Below are 1,906 nucleotides of genomic sequence, written 5' to 3' on the forward strand. Positions count from 1 at the left end.
CGACAGTATTGCAGCAATCGTAGTAGATGAAGATAGAAAGCTGTTTTGCTACACGAGCGTTGAGAAAGCAAAGCAAGTGTCTAAGAGTATTGAATCGAAAACGAGCTATCGAACAGCGTTGAATCAGCGAGAAGAGTTTTTGATTGAGGTTGGATATAAGAAAGAGAAATTTATTGGATAGGAGTAAATAAATGACAATATTTGATTATATGTCGCAACATCCAATTATGACGATAATAATCGTTTTAGTGGTTGCAGAGGTACTAACAAATCTAGCTAAAGCTTGGGCAATTAAAAAGTTACGTTAACGGACGACTTAGAGGAGGTAGGATTTTGAAAAAATATCCTAGATTAGACAAATACTACGATGAATTAATCAAAATGGAAGATGAAGAACCAGAACGATTCTATGATCAGCGTTCGTATTCTTTGATGTGCACGTTGGAATGTATTTCTAACTACGAGTTTATTAAGGACTTTTGTTTAAAGAATAATTTCAAAAGCGTGTTTGATATTGGTTGCTGTTTCGGTTATCAATCAGAGGTTTTTTATGAATCGGGTATTCAATATCGAGGATTGGACGACACCATATCTAAATACCTTTGGAACAGCGAACTATATGAGTATCAAGTAGGACGTTTTCCTTGTGACGTTAAATCGAGAAAAGGCGAGTTAGGCATTTCCGTTTTATGTTTAGGTTGGAATTGCTATTTGTATGAAGATGCAAAAACTTTGGATGAACAATTTGAATCCTTGGTTAATCAATTTGAGTATTCGTTGATTTATATGCAGCAGAATTTAGTCCCTTTGATCTCAAGACATTTCTCAAAAGTCGAACACTTGGAAGACAATTTTTATTTTTTTAAAAGGTAAGCTAACGACAGAAATAAAGGAGTGTTGAAGATGGAACAGTCTATTCATATTAACTATACAAAGAGAAAATTTTTGTGTTTAGAATCTTTTTCATCAGAAGGAAGGCATTGTTTAAAAGGTGAAAATTATACAGCATATCCTATTGGTGGAGGGTATAAGTTAGTTTTTGAGAACGGTGATATGAACTTTACAAATGAACTCTTTGAGCGTGTTGTTGAAGCGTGGTCAGATGTATTAGTTGAAATTACTGGATAGTCAGCTAACCACCAAAATAGCAAACTCTATCAAATAAGAAAAGAGGTATGAAATGAAATTATATAGCAAAGAAGAATTTGAAAAAATGAAAACTTTAAAAAGAGAGTTCGTAGAAACAGAAGAAGGTGAGTTATTCACAAAAAATACAGTTAAGCGTCGTCTAAGAGCTGGAGAAGAAAAGGCAACACAGCTATTCAATGACTTGACCAAACTGGAGGACGGCGAATGACATGGGCCATTATTCTATTCATTTTAGGCATAGCGCTTGGAAGAGAATATGCAAACATGAAATTTAGAAACAGAAATCAGATTATTTTTTACAGATTAAGTAAATCCGCTAAGTCAGAAGTTGTAAAAATTATTAATGAAATGGACGATTTGTTCCGGAAAACACGCCAATCCAGGAGGAAAAAATATGAAAAATTATGATTTAAATATTCACTGGGGAATTAAAACTATTAAAGTCACTTTTCAAACAGGGAAATACAAAGGATATGTAACTTATCGTGTCAAGGGAAATACTAAGGGCGCAAGTCTATTAAGAGTTGATGCTGACGATTTGTATGATATGACATTTGTAGACAATAATGCACAACTCAAAGACCTTGGTGATGAATGGTACAGCATGGTATTAAAAGGTGAACATGGCGAGAAACTAATAGATGAAGGCGAGTGGGATGATTTATCAGACTACATTGTCGCTATTGAAATCATTGACATGGTTCCAGAGAAAGAAGATTAGTCAACTAACGGAGGAAACAAAGGAGGTTCTCTAATG

Annotated in this window: 6 protein-coding genes; all 6 read left to right on the forward strand. The window is 34.3% G+C overall.

Annotation, left to right across the window (positions count from 1 at the left end):
* Nucleotides 1-181 (forward strand): hypothetical protein (locus RV04_RS12815; RefSeq protein WP_071858843.1); only part of this gene is annotated, 181 nt, incomplete at its 5' end.
* Between the two features lie 152 nt (nt 182-333).
* The gene (locus RV04_RS12820; RefSeq protein WP_071858844.1) at nt 334-873 is read left to right on the forward strand and encodes a hypothetical protein; all 540 of its coding nucleotides are present in this window, start codon (nt 334-336) and stop codon (nt 871-873) included.
* Nucleotides 874-903: 30 nt separating this feature from the next.
* Nucleotides 904-1,128, forward strand: coding sequence for a hypothetical protein (locus tag RV04_RS12825; protein WP_071858845.1), 225 nt, complete (start codon nt 904-906; stop codon nt 1,126-1,128).
* Between the two features lie 52 nt (nt 1,129-1,180).
* Complete coding sequence (locus RV04_RS13335) at nt 1,181-1,357, forward strand: hypothetical protein (RefSeq protein ID WP_169818218.1); 177 nt, start codon at nt 1,181-1,183, stop codon at nt 1,355-1,357.
* Entirely contained in the window at nt 1,354-1,557 is a 204-nt protein-coding gene (locus RV04_RS12830) for a hypothetical protein (protein WP_071858846.1), read from the forward strand. The genes RV04_RS13335 and RV04_RS12830 overlap by 4 nt, the downstream gene beginning before the upstream one ends.
* Nucleotides 1,544-1,870, forward strand: coding sequence for a DUF5406 family protein (locus RV04_RS12835; RefSeq protein WP_071858847.1), 327 nt, complete (start codon nt 1,544-1,546; stop codon nt 1,868-1,870). Before RV04_RS12830 ends, RV04_RS12835 begins: the two co-directional genes overlap by 14 nt.
* The last annotated feature ends 36 nt before the right edge of the window (nt 1,871-1,906 follow it).

The organism is Enterococcus hermanniensis (genome assembly GCF_001885945.1).
GTDB classification, from domain to species: Bacteria; Bacillota; Bacilli; order Lactobacillales; family Enterococcaceae; genus Enterococcus_A; species Enterococcus_A hermanniensis.